This window comes from Fodinicola feengrottensis (assembly GCF_010993775.1).
GTDB classification, from domain to species: domain Bacteria; phylum Actinomycetota; class Actinomycetes; order Mycobacteriales; family HKI-0501; genus Fodinicola; species Fodinicola feengrottensis.
The window spans coordinates 33,230-53,950 of the sequence record NZ_WOTO01000045.1; the positions used below are offsets into that span (position 1 = coordinate 33,230).

General features: G+C 68.0%; 21 protein-coding genes and 3 pseudogenes. 4 read left to right on the forward strand and 20 right to left on the reverse strand.

Annotation, left to right across the window (positions count from 1 at the left end; translation table 11 throughout):
- Nucleotides 1–375: 375 nt before the first annotated feature.
- The gene (gene dnaN / locus GNX96_RS33560) at nucleotides 376–1,644 is read left to right on the forward strand and encodes a DNA polymerase III subunit beta (RefSeq protein WP_163571957.1); all 1,269 of its coding nucleotides are present in this window, start codon (nucleotides 376–378) and stop codon (nucleotides 1,642–1,644) included.
- On the opposite strand, the gene GNX96_RS33565 is transcribed toward dnaN, so the two are convergent.
- The 11 genes and pseudogenes from GNX96_RS33565 to GNX96_RS57165 all read right to left on the reverse strand — a co-directional run bounded on the left by GNX96_RS33565 (nucleotide 1,546) and on the right by GNX96_RS57165 (nucleotide 11,239).
- Nucleotides 1,546–2,187, reverse strand: a complete 642-nt coding sequence (locus tag GNX96_RS33565) for a replication-relaxation family protein (RefSeq protein ID WP_390624205.1) — start codon at nucleotides 2,185–2,187, stop codon at nucleotides 1,546–1,548. The genes dnaN and GNX96_RS33565 overlap by 99 nt on opposite strands.
- Nucleotides 2,148–2,555 (reverse strand): annotated as a pseudogene (locus GNX96_RS65445) (replication-relaxation family protein); the annotation flags it as partial. The gene GNX96_RS33565 and the pseudogene GNX96_RS65445, both read right to left, overlap by 40 nt.
- Nucleotides 2,556–2,773: 218 nt before the next feature.
- Nucleotides 2,774–3,112, reverse strand: coding sequence for a hypothetical protein (locus GNX96_RS33570; RefSeq protein WP_163571958.1), 339 nt, complete (start codon nucleotides 3,110–3,112; stop codon nucleotides 2,774–2,776).
- 131 nt (nucleotides 3,113–3,243) lie between these two features.
- The gene (locus tag GNX96_RS33575) at nucleotides 3,244–3,735 is read right to left on the reverse strand and encodes a hypothetical protein (RefSeq protein WP_163571959.1); all 492 of its coding nucleotides are present in this window, start codon (nucleotides 3,733–3,735) and stop codon (nucleotides 3,244–3,246) included.
- Between the two features lie 346 nt (nucleotides 3,736–4,081).
- The gene (locus GNX96_RS33580) at nucleotides 4,082–4,969 is read right to left on the reverse strand and encodes an SH3 domain-containing protein (protein WP_163571960.1); all 888 of its coding nucleotides are present in this window, start codon (nucleotides 4,967–4,969) and stop codon (nucleotides 4,082–4,084) included.
- 892 nt (nucleotides 4,970–5,861) lie between these two features.
- A complete protein-coding gene (locus tag GNX96_RS33585) occupies nucleotides 5,862–6,242 on the reverse strand; it encodes a hypothetical protein (RefSeq protein ID WP_279582160.1) in 381 nt (126 codons plus the stop codon).
- A gap of 861 nt (nucleotides 6,243–7,103) precedes the next feature.
- On the reverse strand, nucleotides 7,104–7,760 hold the full coding sequence (locus tag GNX96_RS57160) for a type IV secretory system conjugative DNA transfer family protein (RefSeq protein WP_279582161.1): 657 nt from the start codon (nucleotides 7,758–7,760) through the stop codon (nucleotides 7,104–7,106).
- A gap of 593 nt (nucleotides 7,761–8,353) precedes the next feature.
- A pseudogene (locus tag GNX96_RS65450) lies at nucleotides 8,354–8,653 on the reverse strand (helicase HerA domain-containing protein); the annotation flags it as partial.
- Entirely contained in the window at nucleotides 8,595–9,107 is a 513-nt protein-coding gene (locus GNX96_RS33595; RefSeq protein ID WP_163571963.1) for a hypothetical protein, read from the reverse strand. The pseudogene GNX96_RS65450 and the gene GNX96_RS33595, both read right to left, overlap by 59 nt.
- The gene (locus GNX96_RS33600) at nucleotides 9,091–9,777 is read right to left on the reverse strand and encodes a hypothetical protein (protein ID WP_163571964.1); all 687 of its coding nucleotides are present in this window, start codon (nucleotides 9,775–9,777) and stop codon (nucleotides 9,091–9,093) included. The genes GNX96_RS33595 and GNX96_RS33600 overlap by 17 nt, the downstream gene beginning before the upstream one ends.
- Before the next feature lie 241 nt (nucleotides 9,778–10,018).
- On the reverse strand, nucleotides 10,019–11,239 hold the full coding sequence (locus GNX96_RS57165; RefSeq protein WP_279582162.1) for a deazapurine DNA modification protein DpdA family protein: 1,221 nt from the start codon (nucleotides 11,237–11,239) through the stop codon (nucleotides 10,019–10,021).
- Nucleotides 11,240–11,296: 57 nt separating this feature from the next.
- On the opposite strand from GNX96_RS57165, the gene GNX96_RS33610 reads away from it, so the two are divergent.
- Complete coding sequence (locus GNX96_RS33610) at nucleotides 11,297–11,563, forward strand: hypothetical protein (RefSeq protein WP_279582163.1); 267 nt, start codon at nucleotides 11,297–11,299, stop codon at nucleotides 11,561–11,563.
- A gap of 72 nt (nucleotides 11,564–11,635) precedes the next feature.
- On the opposite strand, the gene GNX96_RS33615 is transcribed toward GNX96_RS33610, so the two are convergent.
- The 9 genes from GNX96_RS33615 to GNX96_RS33655 all read right to left on the reverse strand — a co-directional run bounded on the left by GNX96_RS33615 (nucleotide 11,636) and on the right by GNX96_RS33655 (nucleotide 18,351).
- The gene (locus GNX96_RS33615; RefSeq protein WP_163571966.1) at nucleotides 11,636–11,902 is read right to left on the reverse strand and encodes a hypothetical protein; all 267 of its coding nucleotides are present in this window, start codon (nucleotides 11,900–11,902) and stop codon (nucleotides 11,636–11,638) included.
- A 105-nt stretch (nucleotides 11,903–12,007) separates the two neighbouring features.
- Nucleotides 12,008–13,093, reverse strand: a complete 1,086-nt coding sequence (locus GNX96_RS57170; protein WP_279582164.1) for a VirB4 family type IV secretion system protein — start codon at nucleotides 13,091–13,093, stop codon at nucleotides 12,008–12,010.
- A 777-nt stretch (nucleotides 13,094–13,870) separates the two neighbouring features.
- The gene (locus GNX96_RS33625; RefSeq protein ID WP_163571967.1) at nucleotides 13,871–14,506 is read right to left on the reverse strand and encodes a hypothetical protein; all 636 of its coding nucleotides are present in this window, start codon (nucleotides 14,504–14,506) and stop codon (nucleotides 13,871–13,873) included.
- Nucleotides 14,469–14,915 carry a PrgI family mobile element protein gene (locus GNX96_RS33630; RefSeq protein ID WP_163571968.1) on the reverse strand — a complete coding sequence of 149 codons (447 nt, stop codon included), beginning with the start codon at nucleotides 14,913–14,915 and terminating at the stop codon, nucleotides 14,469–14,471. Before GNX96_RS33630 ends, GNX96_RS33625 begins: the two co-directional genes overlap by 38 nt.
- On the reverse strand, nucleotides 14,912–15,814 hold the full coding sequence (locus tag GNX96_RS33635; RefSeq protein WP_163571969.1) for a hypothetical protein: 903 nt from the start codon (nucleotides 15,812–15,814) through the stop codon (nucleotides 14,912–14,914). Before GNX96_RS33635 ends, GNX96_RS33630 begins: the two co-directional genes overlap by 4 nt.
- The gene (locus GNX96_RS33640; protein WP_163571970.1) at nucleotides 15,790–16,464 is read right to left on the reverse strand and encodes a hypothetical protein; all 675 of its coding nucleotides are present in this window, start codon (nucleotides 16,462–16,464) and stop codon (nucleotides 15,790–15,792) included. The genes GNX96_RS33635 and GNX96_RS33640 overlap by 25 nt, the downstream gene beginning before the upstream one ends.
- 297 nt (nucleotides 16,465–16,761) lie before the next feature.
- Nucleotides 16,762–17,079, reverse strand: a complete 318-nt coding sequence (locus GNX96_RS33645) for a hypothetical protein (RefSeq protein WP_163571971.1) — start codon at nucleotides 17,077–17,079, stop codon at nucleotides 16,762–16,764.
- Between the two features lie 451 nt (nucleotides 17,080–17,530).
- Nucleotides 17,531–17,695, reverse strand: a complete 165-nt coding sequence (locus GNX96_RS33650; protein WP_163571972.1) for a hypothetical protein — start codon at nucleotides 17,693–17,695, stop codon at nucleotides 17,531–17,533.
- On the reverse strand, nucleotides 17,692–18,351 hold the full coding sequence (locus GNX96_RS33655; protein WP_163571973.1) for a hypothetical protein: 660 nt from the start codon (nucleotides 18,349–18,351) through the stop codon (nucleotides 17,692–17,694). Before GNX96_RS33655 ends, GNX96_RS33650 begins: the two co-directional genes overlap by 4 nt.
- Nucleotides 18,352–18,921: 570 nt before the next feature.
- On the opposite strand from GNX96_RS33655, the gene GNX96_RS33660 reads away from it, so the two are divergent.
- Entirely contained in the window at nucleotides 18,922–19,539 is a 618-nt protein-coding gene (locus GNX96_RS33660; RefSeq protein ID WP_163571974.1) for a hypothetical protein, read from the forward strand.
- Nucleotides 19,540–20,351: 812 nt separating this feature from the next.
- Nucleotides 20,352–20,684: pseudogene (locus GNX96_RS65455) on the forward strand (DNA cytosine methyltransferase); the annotation flags it as partial.
- Nucleotides 20,685–20,721: the final 37 nt, after the last annotated feature.

Genomic DNA, 20,721 nt, shown 5'->3' on the forward strand with positions numbered 1-20,721 from the left:
GGGGGGAGGAATGGTGTCTGGCGGGCATCCGGTTCACCTTCGTTCGGGTTGGTTTCGTGGATAGTCCGGCGGCGGGTTTGCGGTTCCCGGTGGCCGACTGATTGAAAAGGTACCGACCGCACTGCGCGCCGCCAAGACTTTTCCGGCGGTAATTATGTGCCACGACCCTTGGCGCACCGTGACGACGGAAAAGCCAGTTATGGGGGATGATTCTGTGGTTCACGGTGCGCCATGGGTCGTGGCACATAATTACCGGCGGCAGGCTCTTGGCGGCGCAATATATCGAGTCGGTAGCTTTTCATTCATCGGGTGCGACGCGATTCCGCAAATCGCCCCCCCACCGAAAGAAACCAAATCAGGTAAGGAGAAAGTGTCATGACTATGTCCGCAATCACCATCCATGCTAACGAAATCGACAGCAACCGGGGCGGCCAAGGCCACGCGGCCGACGTTTCCGTGTTGTTGTCGGTAGCGACCGACCGCGCGACACTGGTCGAGGCGTTGCGCGTCGTCTCGCCGGCGGTAGCGAACCGTCCGCCGGTCCCGCTGCTCAGCGGTGTCCTCCTTGAGGGCGCGCCCAATGGTGAGCTGACGGTGAGCGCTTTCGACTACGAGACCAGCATCCGCGTACGCGTGCCGGGCGCGGCCACCTCCTGCGGGCGGCTGCTGGTCGACCACGGCGAGCTGACCCGGTTACTGGCAGCGATGACCAAAGGCGCCCGCAAACGCGACGCCGATGCGCAACCGGTCACCCTCTCCACGAACGCGACAGGCGATGCGACGATCAATCTCGCCGGATACCGAGTACCCGTCACCACCTACCCGCACCACGAGTACCCCACCGCGGCCACCGCGCCGCGGCTGGTCGCGCGGGTCGATCGCGACCTATTCGCCAACGGACTCTCACGTGTGCTGCCGGCGGTCGGCGACGACGACACCCTGCCGATGCTGACCGGCGTACGCATGCAAGTCCGGGCCGGTCGCGCAACTCTCGCCGCCACCGACCGATACCGGTTGGCGCTCGCGACCGTCCCGGCGATCACCACACCGCTGGACCTGCCCCGCAGAACCCAAGCGTTGGTACCCGGTCATGTGCTCTCCATGCTGCCGACGCGCTTGACCGGCGACCACGTGCGGATCGGGATGGATGATCGTGACGGTTTCCCAGTCGGGTTCACCTGCGGGCTCGTGACCATTGTGACGAACGTGCTGATCGACGCCGACTACCCGAGGATCGACACACTGTTTCCCGACACAGCGACGGTGACCGTGGTCGCCGACCGCGCCCGACTGCTGGCCGATGTGCAGCGCGCGGCAGCGATCTGCGTCGCCAAGGTAGACAAAACCCAACAACTCAGGCTCACGCTCGCCACTGACACACTGACGGTTTTCCCGATGCTCGACCAGCACGCCAACAGCGCGACGGGGCCGGCGCAGCCGGCGCGGATCGACGGTGAGCTCCAGAAGCCGATCGCGTTCCGCGCGGCCTACCTCGTCGACGCACTGCGATGCTTTGAAGGCGACACGGTCGTCCTGCACGTCACCTCACCGATCAAACCGATCCTGCTGACTGACGAGCCCAACGGTATCCGCGCCTCTGCTGCCTACCGGCATCTGGTGATGCCACTCCGGCTCGGTGGATGACGACATAGACGCGGTCTCAGTCCCCATCCCCTCGCGGTCCACCGCGGCCCCCAGCAGGCCCGGACGGGCACCGATCGTGGACGTTGGCTCATCCGCGACTGGGATATCCGCGAGCGTGCGGACGGCGCCCTCATCGCCGACTACACGCCATACCGCGCCGGCCGGGTTGCTGGTCTCAGGCCGGCCGGAGGCGGTCGCGACCACCAGACCAGGCGGCACCCGGCGGTGCAGTGCATGCCGCACCGCTCGCTCGCGGGCCGGCGTCGGGAACCAGAACAGGATCGGGAAGTTCCACTGTGTCCCGACCAGCGGGGCATAGCCGGTCAGCTTCTCCGTCACCTGTCGCAGTCCCTCCGAGCCCGTATCGAACTCCAACCACCACGGCACCCTCGTATCACCGGATACCCACACACCGTGCCCATCGGGCCGCGCCACGCGATGCAGCGCGGCGGTCGCCCGCTTCTCCGACCACCACCGACCCAGCTCGTACCCCCCCGATGCGCGCGGGCGTAAAAGGCCAGTGCGACGAAAAACCCGTTGCAGCCCAACAGGTGGTGGATCGCGCCAGAACCCGCCAGCCGATCGGTCGCCGCGCGCACCGACGCCGGCCGCGGGACGGGGCGGCCGTCTCGGGAAGCGAGAATAGCGGCGCCTAGAGGACCCAACGTCCACCGCCACGACTGTGAACCTGGCCGTACGTGATACCGCCACCGGTCCAGCACGTCCCTGCGATGCAACAGCAGCAGCCGTTTACGGGCTCGATGGCCGCTGAGGAAACCGAGGGTCGTGAGATGTTCGGTGGTGAGGGTGCGGTGCTCTCTTAGCAGCTCCAATAGCCACAGATCCCGGGGTGTGATCCGCACCAATTCGTCGGCAACACTCCGGGTCGTGGTCGTGCATGTGTCGGGCATCCTGTTGTCTCCCTTGCTTGAACACAGCCAAAATCTCCGCCACGAACGAGGGTGGCAGGGGTGGACGCAGACGTCAGGCCGCGCACCCGGCGGCCCTGTACGAGGGGGCACCCGGGTGCGTGTATGCGTGTCGTTTCATGCCGGCTACAAGCCCGTCGGCCTGGAATGGGCTGCGCCGGCCCCTTTGGGAGGGGGCTTTCTCAGAAACATTGCAGGGATTAATCGCGGGTACCGGTGGGGCTTCCATCTTGCCGCCGCCGCCATTCCCAACCGCGCAGCTGCGTGAGGTGGTAACGATTCTCGGCTTCGGTGTCAGCTGCGCATCGTTCCCGCTCGTGTCCGTGGCTGTCGGTCAGCACCAGCACCTCACCGTCCCACCGTGCGCGCATACCGACGACGCCTGGTTGCGCCTGACTTTGTGTACTATTGATCCACTCCACGAGTGTCGGGAAAAGTGGATCGGTTCCGTCGTTACGAAACCGGATCGTGAGCGCGAATTCGCCATCCTGTGCTTCCGGAATGGATAAACCCTGTTTCGTACCGCCGTCGTCAAGCATGTGGGTCTCCCTTTGGCGACTGACCGTTGCGGTCCAAGCCGAGGCGACCAGATAACCCTGCGTAGCGCACCATTCCCTGTGCCATGTCGGCTCCTATTTTGGGGTCGGCTCTGGATGAATGGGTGGCTCTCTCAATCCGACTTACGGGACTGGGGTTGCGGATCCCAGCTCTCCCAGCCCCAGCCGAGCACCCTGAGAGCGTATCGACCGTCCTCGTCGGATCCCAGCTCGTAGCGCTCTGTTTCCTGACCTGAGTTGTCCGTCGTCACGACGGCGTTGCCGTCCCAGCGCGCGCGTTCACGCACAATGTCGGGTCTGGCCGCGTTCTCCGCGTTGATCCAATCCATGACTACCTGTACTACCTCAGGCCGGAAAGCGGCGCCGGAGGCTCCATCCGCTATGAGCGCGGGGAAGGCGGGATCGGTTCCATCGTGATGAAAAAACATGGTTACCGGTAGTTCGCCTTTGTGTGACTCAGGGATCGACCACGGGTGTTTGGCGTCGTCTGCGGGTGTGGGTACCGGCACCCAGTCCCAGTAGCGGTGACCGAGGCTGTATCGGCCATCGTCTCGCGGTTCGTAGCGCTCGGGACTGAAATCGTAACCAGGCCAGGTGGACTGCACGACGATCGCGTCCCCATCCCACTCAGCATGTTGCCCTGTTCCGCGTTTCGTAATATTCGCCATTAATCCACTCAACGATCGCTGACGCGATTTCTGGTCTGAAATCCGCCCGGTACTGACCAGCGTCGTCTATGTAAATAAGAGCCGGAAATTTCTCGGGTTCGTCGTGGTCGGTGCGGACCACAACATTCTCGCCGTCCTCCGGTTCTGCGACCTGTCGATTCATGAGTTTGGCTACTCTCTTTCAGAGGGGAAGTAGGTTTGATGTGGTGGCGCTCTCTCGGGCCGCGCGCGGGACGTCTGGCCAGATCGAGTGCTGTATTGGGTGACGATTGGTTGGCGTTCTCTAAGAGGAAGCGCTCTCTGTCGGGGTGGCGTCGCAGGGGATGCCGGTTTGCGGGGGAGTAACGGGTGGGGTGGCGGAAACTGCGAAGGTCAGGGTCCACTGGTCGCAGCGCGGACAACGTGCTCTGCCGTCGCCGTATAGGGAGTACGGCCGCTCGAATTCGATTTCCCCGAAATGCAGTGGATCTGCGATGGTCGTTGGCTGCTGAAAATCCCTGGATCCGCTGTCGGCGTACCAATGGGATCCGCAGCTGGAACACTCAATGTCGCAGCGCGAAGCGTGGAAGGCGGTAATGTCGTTGATACGCTGCCGAATGCTGTCGACAAGATCGCGCCGGCCGCCATCGCCGAGGTAACAACAAGTGTACTGGACGTCTCCATCGTTTCTATCATTTCCGCTGCTGCCGACGAGATACCAGCCTGCTGGGATCGGGTCGAATCGGCGCCCGACCTGCCCCTGCCACCATCCGGAGTCTTCCATTTGATAGACGGCTATCTCTGTAGGTCGGACAGAGATGGGAACGAGTACGCTCGTCAGGCAACGCCAACCGCTGACGTAGGCGTCCTCTGGTGCGTCGTACCATTCGGTCCGCGCGTTGGTCACGACTCCGAGACGCGTAAGGTTGTATTCCCAGTCGGTGCCGGAGTCTTGGGATGTTGAGTACGGTTCGCAGTCGTTCGGGTTGGCGATATCGAACTGAACGAGGTCAGGATCCGCCAACCCGGAAAAGAAGAGATTGGTGTCCGGTATATATCCGAGTACGTCTCGCAATGCCTCAGTGTTCTGAGGATTCGTGTCCAGTGCGCTCATGAGGGATTGGATGGACCGATGGCTGTCGAGGTGTAGGCATTCGGCGCCGAGCTGTGGCCAGGTGAGTTTCGTGGACATCAGGCGCACTCCAGACGTATTCAGGCGTAAGCATGTTTGTTGATCAGATGAACGGGGTGGCTCGCTCAGGAAGCGATCAGGATTGCGATGGTTGGTGCCGTTTCGTGTGGAGTCGGTCCCGGTAGGTATCGACAGCGAGGCGCACAAGATTCTGGTGTCCGGTGGTGGTTTGGGAGTAGTGCTCGGCAGGTACTGTCCAGCCCTGCGTAGGCGTGTACCACGCGATAGGGGTCCGATAGGAGTAAACGACGTAAACCATCGCGTCCTGCGGGCCACCACTTCGCAGCAAGGTGAGGAAAACCTCGCGCCAGCGCTGGCACAATCTCCCCGTGCCACTGCCCCAACCGGCCGCTTCATTGTGTGGATGGGCGCTTCCGCGCATGGATCCGTTGCTGTTCCGGAAGTCGCACCCGTCGCTAAGGAACCGCGCCAGTACCGGCCACTCATCCTTTTTGTTGCGGAAAACCATGGTTCGCATGACAAACTCCGTACTCTGATGAAAGGTTCATGTGGCATATGCCTGAAAGGGTGACGACGTGCGTCGGTCGCAGTCGTCGGCGTGGGGTCAGCGGACCGAGGTGGCGCTCTCTCGGACGGTTGAGAATCCCTTGGGGTCTACCGAATCCACATCTGAGTACTAGCCTCTGAAGCCTTCAGATGACCATGAATCCGACGCGCCCCGTGCCGCATTGTGGGCAGGAGACTCGATTGTCGGTCTCGAACCCTGCAGCGTCGTCAAAATTCCACGGGTCGGCATCGAATCCGTATTCGGGCTGAAACCTCCACGAGCCGGATTCGGCGAACCATCGCGTTTCGCAGGCATCGCATTGCGCCTCGCATCGTGAAGCTGTGAAACCTTCTACCTCGGCAACGTGACACATGAAATCGTCACTCATTCCGAATGAATCCCCGAGGTAGGCGACACCGACAGTTTTTTCGCGGTGTAGTCGCCCGTTTCGCCGATCAGATACCAGCCGGCCGGTACGGGGTCGAGTTGGTCGGTGACTTCCCAGTGTGACGCGTAGCTGTGGCTGTAACTGTCCCAGCGGTCCGGGAAACGGTAGCGCACCTCGACAGGGATCACGGTCTTCGGGACGTGTAGGGTGGTCAGCGCGCGACCGTCGGACAGGTACGCGCCGCTCGAGGTTTCGGTCCACTCGGTACGGACGTCCGTGATGATGCCGAGTTTTTCCAGTTCGTACAGTCTCGACCCACGCTCGGCGTACCGGCCGACCGACGGGAGATCGTCGCCCCTCGGCTCGAAGTCGTCCACGTGGATCCTGTGCAGCAGAGGAACCAAGTACAGCGCGGATTCGGACTGGGGGAAGCATTCCAGAACCTCGGTAAATGCCGCACTCGAGTCGGAGTCGGTCTCGAATGCGTCGAGCACCTCTCGGACAGTCTGGCCGCTGTCGACAGCTATGCAGTACCTGTCGACATCCGGGCAGTACAGATCTGTGGACATGTCGCGCCACATCCTTCATTCGGTTGGTTCGTGGGAATCGGTGCGAACGAGGTTTGCGGTTCCCCGTTCGCTCCGACTAATGAAAAGCTACCGACTCACCCCACAGTTGCCAAGACCTGAGGTGACGTAATTATGTGCCACCACTCTTGGCTCACAGTAAGGAAAACACGGAACGTGCGTCTCTTGGCACCGTGCATGTGGCTCGCTAGAATTAGACGTGAAACGTCGTGCGGTGCCCACAGCTCGCACGCGAATTCACCCCCAAAGGAGGGTCGCACTCATGTCTACCTACACGCACCGTCTATCCGGGTCGCTGGCGCGCGATTGCGAGCTGCCGCTGCGCCGCACGCGCGTTTCGCCTTCCGGCACGTTCCACGCGCTGTCGAGGCGCGCCTGTCGGGATCTGGCCATCGGCCTTCGCGCCGGACGAACGCAAACGTGCGACCAGGGAGTGAACGGCTGAAGGCGCGGGCTTGGAGCCTGCCCATGGAAGGCTCCTTGTCCGCGCCTTCAGCCGTTCACTCCCTGGTCGTAGACCAGTCAGGAACATCCCGCACGCCGCGCGCTCTTCGTGACCTGCGCGGATGCCCTTTCGTTAGTGGCTTTCTCTTGGGCTACCCAATGAGCCACCCAGTGAGCCACCCGTTGAGCCACCGGCTGTCCCCTGGATTACCAGGGTTCCGTGTCACTGTCCCAAGCCGTGGATGGGTTCGTGACGGTGTCGCCGTAGGGCGGCCCGTCGGCCGAGAACAGTGCTGACGGTGCCAGCGGTTCGTCGGTTTGATCGAGGGTGTCGTCAAGGGCGAGGAGGTCGGCGACGGCGGGCGGGACGTACAGTTTTTCCCGTATCGAGGCGGGGATGCCGGTGTTGGCGCGCGCCGCGCGGCGCAGTGCGTCGGCTCGGCCGGGGATGACCGGTGAGCGCGGGAACGTGTGCAGGGTGACCGGTGGGATGGGGCGGGAGTCGGCGATCGCCCGTAGGACGATGGTGTACGCGCCCAGCCGCCGCAGATCCTGCTCATCCAGGTACGGATGAACGTGCCCCACCATCTCCTTGGCATCCCGCGGACCCAGGTTGAAGAATATCTTGTTCCGCGCGTTGCCGTCCACCGCGTCCTGCATGGGTTTGGTGAGCTGGTTGACGTATTGATGAGCCAGTACCAGGGACACGTGGAATCCGCGTAATTCGGCGAGCGCGTCGTCGACGCCGATCGGCAGATGCAGGAAGTTGTGCGCCTCGTCCAGGATGACGGTCGCGTCCAGCCGGGCGGATTCAGGTTGCCTGGCTCGTGCCCCCGCGGCGTGGATGAGGCCGGTGGTGAGCATCGAGCCGACCAGCCGCGCGGTGTGTCCAGACCAATGTCGTCCTTCGGCAACCTCGCCAGCAGGATGCCACCATCCAGGATCTGCTCGAACCGGAAAGTCGTACGCGGCAGTCCGAAAAGGCCGGCCGGCAGCGGGTGCCCCAGGACCGCGCGCAGCTTGGCCAGCAACGGCGCGGCGACCGCCAACCGGGCGCCGCTGGGCATCTGGTCCCACGTTCCCCAGAACTCACCCAGCGTGCCCTCTCGCAGCGGACCGAGCCGGGACCGGACCCCGGCGACGACGCCGCGGCGCCACGGGTGGTCAGTGAGCAGCCGGGACATCTGACCGAGCGTGCCGTTCGGGTCATGGGCGAGGGTGAGTGCCGCGTGGTAGGCGATGTCCGCGGAACGGTGTCCCCACCATCTTGCCCACAGCTGCCCCATGACGGCTGTTGCTGATCCGGCCGCCCGGTACGCCGCGCCGCTGTTGGGCGGGGAGGCGGTGAGGTCGAGCAGGTTGATCGCCGGCCACGCCTCCTCGTCGTCGGGATCGATGAGCACCAGCCGGTCGCCGCAGTCAGCGGGCAACTGGTCCAGGATTCCCCGCACCAAGTCACCTTTCGGGTCCAGCACAGCGATCCCGCGCCCCGCCTTGGCCTCTTCGACGGCCATGTGGGTCAGCAGGGTGGATTTTCCGGTTCCGGTCGGCCCCAGTACCTGCAGGTGCTGACGTGCGTCGGCCAGGGAGATCCCGGCCGGTGTACGGCGGCCGATGGTGGTGTGTCCGAGCACCTTGCCGGCCGGTCCAGTTCGGTCGCCGGCTGCGACGAGACGCAGCCCTCGACGGGGCGCGTGTTTATCCGTGGTGTCGGGCGCGGTGGCGGGCGGTCGGGCGCGCGGTGCGGGAGTGGGCACGTCGGGGATCCTCGTCGGTGGTAGGAAAGGGCCGAGACGGTAGCCGCTGGTCGGCGGCGGGTTCGCTCCAAGTGCCGGCTTCCGGAGTCCACAGGTCGGCCGTGGCCGGGCGGTGGCGGCTGGGGCCTGTGGCCATCCGGTAGAGCGCCGGTTCGGTCGGTATAGGAGTGAGCGCGCCGGCCTCGCTGGCAGTGGTGAGAACGGCGTGCCGGCCCGGCGCGCGGCGGGTGGACACGGAGCGGCGTACCGGCCACCAGGGTGCGGGGATCAGCGCGTTGGTCAGCAGCGCGTACCCGCGAACGATGTCCGCGGCCACTGCGGACGCGCCGCGACGGCCACGGCTGGACACAGCGGCCCGGACCTCGACGACATAGTGCGGCGCCGCCGCGAGCTTCGCCCGCGCGGCTCGCGCGGCGACCACGTCCATCGGCCGCGGCTCAGTGTCGCCGGCCACACCGTAGGGGGCCGGCGGAGCGGGGGCTGTCCGGCCCGAAAATGTCCAGCATGGTGCCCACTGCGACGCGCACGATGGTCAGCGGCAGTCGCGCGACGCAGTGGCTGAGGCCGGTCGGAGCGGTGGGGTCGGCGGCACGTCGCAGGACGGCGAGCTGGCTGGTGCTCGGTCGACTGATGATCGCGATCTGCAGCAGGCCGCAGCCGGCCTCTCCCGCGGCCATCAGAGCGTCGAAGACCGCGTGGGTCTCCTCATTCCTGGACGGCGCCCACCCTGGCTGCCCGGCGCGATGCGGGTCCAGGGTGGTCTCGTCCCGGATCGGGTCCCATGCGGTGCGCCGGTACCGCAGCCTCCGTCCCACCACCGGCCGATCGACCGGCAACTGCGGCGTCATGGTGTGGGTGACGTGGGCGCCCGGCCAGGCCCGGGTGATCGCCCGGCTGGTCGGGTCGGCATGCACCGAGGGCGGTAGCCACAACCCGCACCGCAGCCCGTCCCGGGTCGCGTGCACCTCGAAGCTGACGTGCCTCGGCGTCAGCCGCCACCACCGGGCAGCGGGCAGGATCCCCGCGACCAACCGCCACAAACCCGCGATCTGCCGCGCACCCAACCCGTCCGGAACAGCGATCTCCAACCAGCACGCACGCTGCCGTGCGCGGTGGGTCGCCACCAACCCGAGCGACCCACCACAACGCCACCATCGCGACCACGGCCGCGGCCACGGCCAGAACGACGCCCGGCGACGGTGTCGCCAGCGGCCATCTGCGGGGCGTACGCCAGTCGCCGGTCAGCACTCCGGTCCACAGCGCCCGCCCGCAGCCGGACACGTCAGTGTGGGCGGTGGCTCCGATAGCTGGCTCGATGGCACCCGCCGGAGCTGTGATGGTCCACATGAGAGCACCCCACGGTTTCTAGGAATGGAAGAGAAAGACCGGGCCACGTGTCCACTCACCGCAGTGCGTGTCGCACCTGCGAGGAACCATGCAGCGGCGACCTCGGGCGCTGCTTCGGTGCGCGGACAGTCGGAATTCTCGACTCGGACCGGACGGGGACCGTGGGGCCGGCGGTATTGGGAGACAGGGAGGAGAGCAAGTTGTCGCGCCAGCGCAGCGCGTACCGGGGACAGTTCGCGCAACTGGCATGCCGATCGCAGCCCGGTAGCGGTGCCTCTCGCTGGCCGCCATCGACCAGGCAAGGCTGTCACTGCTGGAAAGTTCATGCCCGTACCGACGTAGCCCGGTGGACTTCACTCCGAATCCGTGCAACCGCACACCGGGAACGGCGTCCCGGATCGTCGCGATGACCTCGGCCGCCTCGGCGGTGCCTTGCCGGCGACATACCGACCCGACCCCAACCACCGGGCAGGTCGTCAAGTCCACCCCGGCGTCCTGATACCTGCGTACACATGCCCCGTAGTCGGGCGGAGCGAACCCTTGCAACACAGGGATGAACGGCAGATCCGGGGCGATGGTGGTCAACGTGAGGTAGTTCTGCACGGTGCGTCGTTGGTGCTCGGCGACCGACAGGCCGGTGATCGCGGTGATGAACGGTTCGCACATCCAGTCCTGCGGCGCCGCCCAGGCCAGGTTGCCGATCTGGTTGCCGATCTGGTCGCGGTACCGGCGCACCCGGTCGGCGTAGGCGCGCGGACTGGGGCCGTGTGCCCAGCTGCCGTGGGTGGACAGTTCGGTGAATCCGCCCGAGTCCAGCGCCCACGGGCAGGTCGCGACCGGCAGGGTTCGATAGCGGCGCAGGGTGCGGTCGGACACGAACAGCGGCACGGTCAAATGCCGCAGCCAGTGCGGGTGGTGGGTGCCGAGGAAGAACCTCACGGGGCCGGCACCGGCGCGGCGGGGGTCAGGCAGGCACCGGCAGCAGGAGATGAGTAGCGGCGCGATCAGCAGCCCGCACGCTTTACCCACCAGTTGCCCGGGGACGAAGGCGAGGGTCGCGAACGCGAGCCAGACGAATACGACGCTGTCCACCGCGATCCCTGCGACGTTGGCCAGCAGCCCCCGAACGCGACACTGTGCGAGGGCGCCGTAGAAGGCGATCGCGACGGTTTCGCTGGCGCCGAACGCGATCGCGCTGCTGGTCGCGACGTGCCCATTGGCGGTGAGGTAGGACAGCACGGTCCCGGCGGCCAGCGCCGCCCCCGCGCGCGCGCGCGCGCCGAGGGTGTGCTGACGGTGTTGCGCAAGGCCATTGCAGCGCCGGCGGCGTATACACCGGCCGGAGCGAGCAAACCGAATCCGACCGGCAGCACACCGATCCGCGCGGTGAGCGTGTTCGCCGCCACCACCGTGGCCGCGAACCCGGTCACCGCCGCCGTCGCAGGCAGGTGGCGCCACCGGCGGGACGTTGGACGGTCGGATGTGGGTACGCGCGGGGCGGATGACGGTCGCATGTCGATCCTCGAAGGTCCGGTCGACGACAGCACCGCCGACGGCGAATGAGCGGGCAGAGGCGAATGAGCAAGCGCAGCCCGGTGCGTTCGGGTAGACGCACCGGGCCGGGCAGCAGGTGTTCTACGGAAGGAACGGGAAGCCGGTGTGCCACGGCGTGTACAGGGCCGGGGCGAGCGCGGCGTGCAGGTAGGACAGGACGACAAAGGCGGTCACGCCGATCGCGAACGTTGCCGAGATTCCGGTCAGCACGAACAGGCCGACCACGATGCGCAGCTGCTCGTGGGAAAAGAGCGGCAGGCCGGTGGCGCGGCGCTGCTCGCTGTGCGGGTGGTGGACCTGGGCGGTGCCGCGGTGCGGTGTGGTGCCGGTCGAGGGGTGCTGGTGCATGGTTTCCTCCTTGGAGAGCGGTGAAGGCATGGCGGAGCTGAGTCGCCGCCGACCAAGTGCGTCGGGGTACGTGTGGTTGGCGTCGGGCGTGGCGCTGGGTGCTGGTTAGTGGGTCGCGCCCTGGTGGGGGCTGGAGGTGAAGCCTGGGTCTGTTCGAATGACACGCTGTTCTTCGGGCGAGGCTTGGGCAGAAAAGCCAACCCGGCGGTTGCTGCCTGCTAGGAGCGCGTGGCCGCGTCGGGCCGTGGCGAGGAAGGTGCGTTCGCCGGCGGTGAGGGTGAATGCGTTGGCGACGGCGCCGAGGGCTTGTGGGGACTGTCCGAGCAGGATGTGGGTGGCGGCGTTGTTGAGGACCGCGCGGCCCAGGTCGGAGTGCAGTACGTCGTCGACGTCCTGGGTGGTGACGGTGAGGGCGCCGTTGTTCTTGCGGATGCTTTTGGCCATCCGGTAGAGGAACCGTGCGCCGTGTCCGTCACGGAGCAGGGTCCAGGCTTCGTCGACGTAGACGAGGTGGCGTCGCGACCGTGTCGGGTCGGTGATGGTGCGCCGTACGGAGTCCAGGACGAGCAGGGTGCCGGCGGCGTGCAACTCCTCGGGCAGCCCGCGCAGTGAGTGCACGGTCAGGTGCCCGCCGGCTCGTACGGTGGTGGGGCCGTCGAACATCGCGCGGTGGCTTCCGGTGACATACGGCGCGAGCCGGTCGGCGATCGAGGTCCCGACCAGGCCGCGCTGCCGTAACGCGGCGGCGAGGTCGGCGAGAACGGGCGCTGGGCGGCGCCAGGTGCGCGGGTCGGTGGTGATGCCCGCGCCGCGGTAGGCGGCCATGATCGCGGTGTCCACCGCTGCCGCCTGCTCGGCCGATAGTGGCTGCTCCAGCAGTACGCCGAGCAGGGTGTGGATGAACAGCGCCTGCCCGGTCAGGCCGTCCGATCCACCGGCCGGGTCCGCGTCGATGTCGATGTCGATGTCGATGTCGACGTTGTGGGTGGCGGGTTGGGGGAGGTCGAAGGGGTTGATGCGTACACCGGTGCGGCCGAGGCGGATGGTGGTGCCGCCGACCATGGCGGCGAGGTCGACGTACTCGTCTTCGGGGTCGATGACGGTGGCGTCGGCGTCGAGGTAGAGGTTGCGCAGCAGGTCGAGTTTGGTGAGGTAGCTCTTCCCCGCGCCGGAGCGGCCGAGGATGACCATGTTGGCGTTGTCGCACGCCCACCGGTCCCAGACCACCACCCCCGGCGAGCCGAGGTTGGTGCCGTACAGGATCCCGTCGCCGACCTGGGCGGGCCGGGTCGGGGGTCGAGCGCGGGCAGGTCAGCGGAGGTGAACGGGAACGCTGAGGCCAACGCCGAGGTGTCCATGGTGCGCGTCAACCCGAGCGCGTCGACGGCCACCGGCAACGTGGCCGACCAGCCTTGCAGCGCTCGCCAGGTCACCGGTGTCGCCTGCAGCAGCATCGAGTCGGCCAGAGCCTGGACCTCGGCGAGGTCGCGGTGCAGCGCGTCCTCGGTCTCGGCGTGCACGGTGAGGTAGAGCGCGACCCGATACAGCCGGTCGTGGCCGCGAGCCAGGCGGCCGGCGAGGTCAGCGGCGTCGTACGCGGCGGCCTCCACTTCGGGGTCGTCGAGGTTGCCGTGCTCGGCGGCGTACCGGCGGGACGCCTCGAACCGTTCGCGTTGCTTCTTGAGCTGCCGAGCGGCGGTCAGGGTCGGGATCGGTTCGATGTGCAGTGACACGTCCAGCCGAGCGGGGTAGGCCAACAGCGGTTCGAGCCACCCGGCGGGGACCTCGGCCGGGTAGCCGGTGACGGCGAGGGTGGCGGCATACCCGTTCCCGGCCCGGACATGCCGGGCGGCGACCTGCACGCCATCCGGCGCGATCCGCGCACCGCCGCATCGGGTTGGCCGTCGTCGCCCGGGGGGGTGCCGCGCCGCAGCAGACCGAGCGGGCTCCATGACCGTGGTGGGGACATCAGCGGGTCACCTCCTGCTCGTCCGGGTAGGGCTGCTGCCAGATCGGTGGCGCGTTGTGGCTGGCGGTGATGACGGCGTCCGGTGGCGCGTACGCGGTGTCGTCGTCGTCGGGGTTGGGGGTGGTCGGTGCGGTACGGGTCGGCGGCGTCGGCGATGACACGCCGGGTCGCTGGACCGTCCAGGACCCGGGCGTTGACCTCGCGCAGGCCGCCAGCGTCGCGGCGGTGCGTTCGGCGGTGTGCGCCGCGCGGGCGGCGGTGTGGCTGCCAGTGCCGGGTTGCCTCACGGCGACCAGGACACCGCGATGCAGCAGCAGCAGCTCGTGGGTGTCGGCGAGGTCGCGGATGAACTCGGCGTGCGACCGGGCGGCGGCTTCCAGCGCTGGGTGCGCGAGCGCGGGGGCGGTGTCGGTGATCAGGTCGGCCAGGCCGGTCAGATCGACGCGGTGGGTGCGGACCACGATCTGCGCGGGTGAGTCCAGGCCGTTGAGCCAGGACCCGAACCCGGCGACCAGCGCGGCCTGCTCGTCCGGGGTACGCAGCGCGAAGTTCACCGTCGTGCAGGCCGCGATCGCGGCGTGCCCATCGCGGCCGAGATCAATCACCCCGCCGCGGGCGATGTCGCGCACCGGCATCCGCAGCAACCCCGGCGCCGCCGGTCGCGCCGGGCCACCACGGCGACTGGCGGTGGTGCGGACCCATGCCGGGTCCTGGGCGGCCGGGCCGTGCCGGCCGGCGGGCGCGAGGTGTTTGCGGCGCAGTTGTTGGTGCAGCAGCGCGGCGGCGATCCACCGGTCCAGCGGGAGTCCGTCGCGCGCGACCGACCGCGACCGCGAGCCCGGCGGCCGCGATCGGGACCGTGATCACGGCCAGCACCGGCAGCGGCACGTGCGGCGAGGCGAGCAGCATCCACACGACCCACAGCCCCACGCCGACGACCGCGACGACGAGGATCTGCCGGGCGGTGAGGCCGAACATCAGCGTGTCCGGGCGGTCCACGTCGGCGGGCAGCCGGGTGCTGCCATACGGGTCGTAGTCGCTCACGTTTTACCTCCCGTCGGTGGGATTGGCCGCCGTCGTGGCGGTCGCGGCGGAGTACCGCCGCCGGGCTTTCCGGGTGCCTTCGGCGGTGTGCGGTGGGGGTCGTCGGAGAACGCCGGTCGCGCCGCGTACCCGGGTCGCCTGGGTGCTGCGTGAGGTGCGGGCGGGTCACTGAACGTGGCCCGCAGGGATCCCACTGGCGGTGTGCGGCGTGCACGGTCAGGTCCGGGATAGTTGCTGAAAGAGGTGGGCGCGGGTGGCTTCCCGGTCGCCGCGGTGGGCCGTCCCGGTGTGGGTGGATGGGAGAATGTGGGCGGCGCCGGACGCGTACCGGTCTGCCGCGCGGATGTGCCACCGGGAGCGTGGCTGAAAGCTGCGGCGCCGCTGGTGCCGCTCGGGGACGCCAGCGGAACCTGATGGATGGGTGCGTGCGAGAAGGTCGCCGCAGCGGCGGCGCCCGTGGGACGCCCCGCCCCGGTCGCGGCCGCCTTGGTCCGTTTCCCGGCTGCACGGGATCCGGCCGTGGTGGCGCGTGCTCCTTTGCTGGCGTGAGCGCCGGCCGCGGTCGTTGCGGCCTGAGCGCCCTTCGCGGCCTTGGCGCCTTTGGTGGCGTGGCGGCCGACGCCCAGGACGCCGAGGGTTTTGGCGATGATGATGGTCTTGACGATGCCGACGATGCGGGAATGACCGCCGCCGCCGAACGCGGCGCGGCGCGCCCAGAACGGGATCTTGACCATCAGCCACAGCAGGCAGACACCGACCAGGACGTTGACCCATCCGGCGGCGGTGGCCGGGGACCCGAGCACTGTCCTGCCGGCCGGGGACAGGTAGACCCGCAGGAACACCACCAGGCACAGCGCCTGTCCGAGTTGGGAGCCTAGGCACGCGACCAGGTTCGCCACCAAGTGAACGCGATCCGTTCGGTCTGCGGGAGCGCGTGGCAGGACAGCGCGATCGGCGCGGCCAGAACCAGCAGAACCATCGCGGCCATCCGGACGATGAAGGTCACGATGACCATGACCGCCATCACCAACAGCGCGAGCTCCAGGAGGCTGCCCAGGAACCCGAGCCCGTTGAGTTGGTTGGTGATCATCTGCTGCAGTGAGGCGCTGACTGCGGCGGTGTCGACGCCCTGGCCGGCGATGGCCGCGGTCAGCCCGTTGGCCAGTTCGATGGCTTTGGAGATCAGCATCGTGCTGGTGTTCGCGGCGATGAACCCGATCGCGATCCGCGGCGCGATCTCGCGGATCCCGACCCTGGTCTGGATGCTCTCGCGGCCCATCACCAGGAACCCGCCGACCAGGATCAGCAGAATGAAGCAGGTGTTCGCCGCGATCCGGGTGGCCTCCCACAACTGCAGGAGGACGCCCCCGTGTGTGGTGGGGTCCGGAGTGATCAGCACGGTCTGGCCCATGAACGTCAGGACCGGTGTCATCGCGGAGGCGATGACGCCGGCCAGCCACTGGGAGATCGCGTCGGTGATCCACCCCGTGACCGGGTTTGTGACCTCCGGCGGCGCGTCGGGGAAGCTCTGCTGTGGGCTGGGCGACACCGGAGTGGGCGACGCGGTTGGATGTGGAGCGCAGTAGCCTCCCGGCGGTGGCGCAGGCTGCTCCGGCCACGGCGAGGGAAGAACCCCGGGCGGGGGGGCATCACCGGCTCGCCGCCGACGCACGGCGCGGCCGCGGCCGGCCGCGCGGGTCCGATCCCCACGACCAGACTCGCGCCGACCAGACCACCAGCGAGCATCGCCACGGTGAGCGCTAGCGTCACGGCCCGGCGCGGCCCACCGGCCCGGCGCCGTGCGGCGTGAGTGGGCCCGGATGTGGATGTGGGGATCGTGGTCATCTCAGGCCACGAAGCTCTGCAGGATGGCCAACACCAGCGTCGCGAGACCGGACAGGCAGATGCCGACACAGGCGTCGCGCATCGTCTTCTTGCCCATCTCTTTCTGGCCGATGCCCGAGGCCATGTAGAGGATCGTTCCGAAGGCGAACATCGCTCCGAAGACCGCGGCGGCCAGGCCGATCAACCAGGTCTTGGCTCGCCCGATAACCGTGGCCATGTCCGCTGCTGCGGCGAGCGGCTCGTTGGCCACGGTCGCCGCGAGCAGCGGCGAGACCACCAACGCCAGCACCGCGACAGCGACCGCGATGACCACCGCCACGCGTACCGCGTTTCGAACCCGCCCGCCGCCGGACGGAGTCTCCGGCGGGGGGTTGGACACCGGTGAGTGCGATACCGGAGGTGAGGGAGGGGGTGGTGGCGTGAGACCGGACGAGGCGGAGGCGGGTGGAGGGTCGCAGAGCGCGCGACGATCGTGGACAACGGTGGACACAGGTCACCTACCGAGGAAGAAGGAGAGAGAGAGTGGCTTGTGGCGCGGCCGGCCGCGCGTTCGCGGTGCCGGGGCGCGCGGCGCCGACCCAGAAAGGCGGTCGCGGTGCTGGGGGCTTCGTGCGGGTGTTGGTCCCCGGAGGCCGGAGGGTCAGGCCTCGTCCGGCCTCCGGGGTGTGTGGGGGCGACATCCGCTCGGGGTTCGGGTGGGCGAATGTTCCCCTCACCCATACCAATGCCGAAAAAGAGGCCTCGACCGAACACGGCGCCCCGGAATTCGCTCAAAGATCACCGTCAGTGATCGCCGCGGCGAGGCGGGCCTCGGCTCGTTTTCGCCGCATCCGCAGCGCGTCCGGACTGGTCGCCAAGGTCGCGGCGATGTCGATGAGCAGCTCGTCACCGACCCGGGTGCGGCTGATCAGATCCGCCTCCTGCGCGGTAATCACCCGCGCCTCGACAGCGCGGGCGAGCACCAGGTCCGGATGCCCCCACGGCACTCGCGGGGCCGACGAACCGGGAAGTGAGGCGCGCGCCGGTCGGCATGTTCGGACTCGCTGCGCCGCAGATTCGCCGCCGCCTTGTAGGCGTGCCAGCACAGCCGCCCGCACAGGTCGGTGGCTGCCGGGTCAATCGTTTTGAGGTGTTCTAGGAACGAGGCCACCAGTTCGGCGTCCAGGTCGACGGTGCGGCCGGTGTGCCCGTGCGTGAGCCGGGCACCCATCTTGCGAAGGCCGGGGATCGCGACCCCGAACGCGCCGAGAACCCAACTCGGGTCACCGCTCTGCGCTCGGGTCACCAGTACCGCCCACGCCGCGTCACGGGTCTGGGGCGAGCACGACGGGTGCAGCAACATCGCCTTCAGTTCCAACAGCGGGATCGGGCGCGCCGGTAGCCCGAGACCAACCTGGCGACCGTCGATCGACAACGCCGAAGGACCGGTCACCAGCAACCGGAAAGCGGCGTCGATCTCGTCCAACAACGACCCGGACGGCGACCCTGACCGCGGCCTGCGCGGGGAGCTGGGAGTGGACTCGGGCGGCGCTGCGGCAGTCGACGCGTAGGCGCTGTCGGCGGCCTCGTTGTGGGCCGGTGATGCGGACATGTGATGTCACCTCAATGCGATGCGGGAGCCGCTGCCGGTACGTCCCGACGGCGGCGGGGACGCAGCACAGAAAGCGCCGACCGCGGGTAGCCCGGCGGGTGACAGCGCGGGTACCGGCGGCGCCGGAAGCGGACGTACTCGGTGAGCTACCCGCCCAGGTACGCGCTCTGTTACTCGGTCCCGGAGGTTGTTCACCGGAACCGCGCCGCCGCCTGGTCCACGCCGTCCCGTCGGGGACACCCGTCGGCGAAACCGCTGGTCAGCGGGGATGTACAAGGTCATGCAACGATGCCTAGGTAACTCATCGGGTGCCGCAGTCGCTGCAAGCACCGACATCTCGAAGCACCACACATCCCCGCGAATGTGACTCCGGTCACCCCTGATGGGAGGTGGGTGTTTCTGCGGTCCCGGTCGCGGTCACAGCGCGCGGGATCCGGCGAGTGCTCAGCCCGCCTGGCGGTCATAGCGGCGGACGAATTCCGGGTTTCGGTGTTCGGTCAGGGCCCCAAAAAAGGCATTGGTCAGGTGAGAGCAGTTCACCGACTCCCTCGCCGACCGTGGAGCCCCGCCATGACCTACATCGCGCCGCCGCCCCTTGCCCTTCCCGTTCGACGTCCAGCGCCGGACCGCGGCCTCGTCACCGACCTGGACCCTGACGTCTTGCCGCGCCAAGCCGTGCCCGCTGGCCGCCCGGGACCACCGTTGCGGACCCTGTCCACCGATCCCGGTTGGGCCGAGCGGCTGATCGCCGAGTACACCCAGCCCGGCGACCTGGTAGTCAACCTCGACGGCATCACCGCGCTGGCCGCGGCGGCCGGCCGGCTCGGCCGGCGGAGCATCAACATTGCCGCCACCGAGGCGCACCTGAACGCGCTGTGCCGCCTACGCGAGTCGGCCCTGCCCGGCACTCGCCGCGCCATAATGCGGGTCCGGTTTTGTCCGCCCGGAGAAGGTCGCGGCGATCCTCACCGAAGACATGTCCCGGGTCACCGACCGCGCCACGCTGGTGGTCGCCAGCACCCGCCGCGCCGACCCCGCCGACCGCACAGGACTGCTGCCGGCGATCCGCGCTGTCCTGCGGCCCAGCGGCTACCTGGCCACCGTCAGGGTCCCCCCCCCCCCCGCCACGCACGCACACCGCTGCGCAGGCAGCTGATCCGCATGCGCCGATGCCCCGCGGCTCTGTGATCGTGGTCGCGCTGCGGAACCAGCTTCCGGTGGTCGAACCGCCCACCAGCGGCTGACCGACCGCCCCCCCCTGGGTGCCCCGTCACCCTCGCTCCCGCATGTCACCCGGCGTCGTCCTGAAGGGACATCTGCCATGAGTCTTGCCCTCGTTCCCGTGACCGTCCGTGACGCCCGCGCGTTCCTGCGTCTCGTGCCCTCGACCGGTCGCCGGTACTACCCGCACTCGGAGCCCGACCGGGATACTCGCTTCGCGTTGGCCGTGTTTGACGTGGACGACAACCAGCCCTTCTTCACGCGCACCACCCAGGCCCACACCGGCCAGTGGGAAGCGCGCCCGATCGCGGCCACCATCGCCGGCCAGCCCAGCACCGGGCAACGCCTGTGCGACGCCGTCACCCTCGAATTGGTCGACACCTACATCGGCGACAACTACCACGCCGCGCAGATGCTCTACGCCGCCGCTCGACGGGCCGCGTTCGCGCTTGGCTACCAGCGCGCGTCCTCACTCGCGCCGGTCAGTACACCGCCCTGCGGGCCGCTCGGTGGCAGTGGCAGCGAGTACCCACCATCAACGACGCCGGATCCTCGTACGCCTACGTCGCGCCCGGGCCCGCGCCGGCGCCTCTGGTCGCGTCGATCATCGACCAGTACCGGTGGCCGCGTTGGTGGCGCCTGCCGCACATGGACAGCGTCATCACCGATCCGCCGGACCAAGACCTGCAGATACCGCAGTGGGCCGATGCGGCGGCTCTCGTGTCGGGCACGCCTGCCACGGGCTCGACAGTGGCCGGCCGGGCGCCTGCGGTGCGCGGGTGAGAAGCCGGTTGCACCGCCCGAACCCGCGGCTTCGGATCGGTTCGTTGTGCACAGGGTTCGGCGGTCTGGACCAGGGCCTCGTCGAGGTTCTGGGTGGTCAGGTCGTGTGGTGCGCCGACCCCGACCGGCACGTCGGCACCGTGTTGGCCAACAGGTTGCCGGGCGTACCCAACCTCGGCGACATCACGCTCGTCGACTGGGCCGACGTGCCGCCGGTGGACGTGTTGATCGCTGGTTTCCCCTGTCAAGACGTCTCCAACGCCGGCACCCGCGCCGGCCTCACGGAAGGCACCCGCAGTGGCCTCTGGATCTCCGTCGCCGACGGCATTCGCGTCCTCGACCCCCCCGCCTCGTGTTCGTGGAAAA